Source organism: Phycicoccus jejuensis, assembly GCF_000720925.1.
Taxonomy (GTDB): domain Bacteria; phylum Actinomycetota; class Actinomycetes; order Actinomycetales; family Dermatophilaceae; genus Phycicoccus; species Phycicoccus jejuensis.
In genome coordinates, this window is record NZ_JOEE01000039.1 from 1 (window position 1) to 682 (window position 682).

The window sequence follows — 682 nt, forward strand, 5'->3', positions numbered from 1 at the left end:
GCATCGCCGGACGACCCGTCCTCGTCACCATCCACCCAGGTGGACGACCCATGAACACCTCCACGATCGAGGTGTTGCGACGACCAGTTGAATCCGCCCTGCGAGCCGCGGTCGGCGTGCAGGATCGTGCCCGGCGCGGGGCGGCGTTGCCAGCGGGCCATATCCAAGGCGTCGACGACGAGCTCGGTGCGGATGTGGTCGGCGATTGACCAGCCCACGACCCGACGGGAGTAGGCGTCGATGACCGCGCAGCAGTACACCCACCCGTCGCTCGCGCGGTGCTGGGTGATGTCGGTGAACCACACCCGGTTCGGAGCGTCGGCGGTGAAGACCCGCTGCACCAGGTCCTCGTGCGTGGCCGGCGCAGGACGGTGCCCGCGCTTGCGGCGGTGGCACACCCCGACCAGCCCGGCCTGGCGCATCAGCCGGGCCACCCGCTTGCGCCCGCACGGGAGGCCGAGCCCCAGGCGTAGCTCGGCGTGCACCCGCGGGGCGCCGTAGGTGCCGCGGGAGTCGGTGTGCACCCGTTCGATCGTGGCGGCCAGCTGCGCGTCAGCCACCGCCCGCTTCGAGGGCGGCCGGCCGACGGCCTCGTAGTAGCTGGAGCGGGCGATGCCCAGCACCTCGCAGGTCACCGCGACGGGGTAGCCGTCGGCGGCCAGCTCACGGACCAGCGGGGCGC

General features: G+C 73.0%; 1 protein-coding gene. It reads right to left on the reverse strand.

Features of this window, described 5'->3' with window-relative positions:
• On the reverse strand, positions 1–682 hold a 682-nt coding region (locus IG69_RS0119495), incomplete at both ends, for an IS3 family transposase (RefSeq protein WP_051750760.1).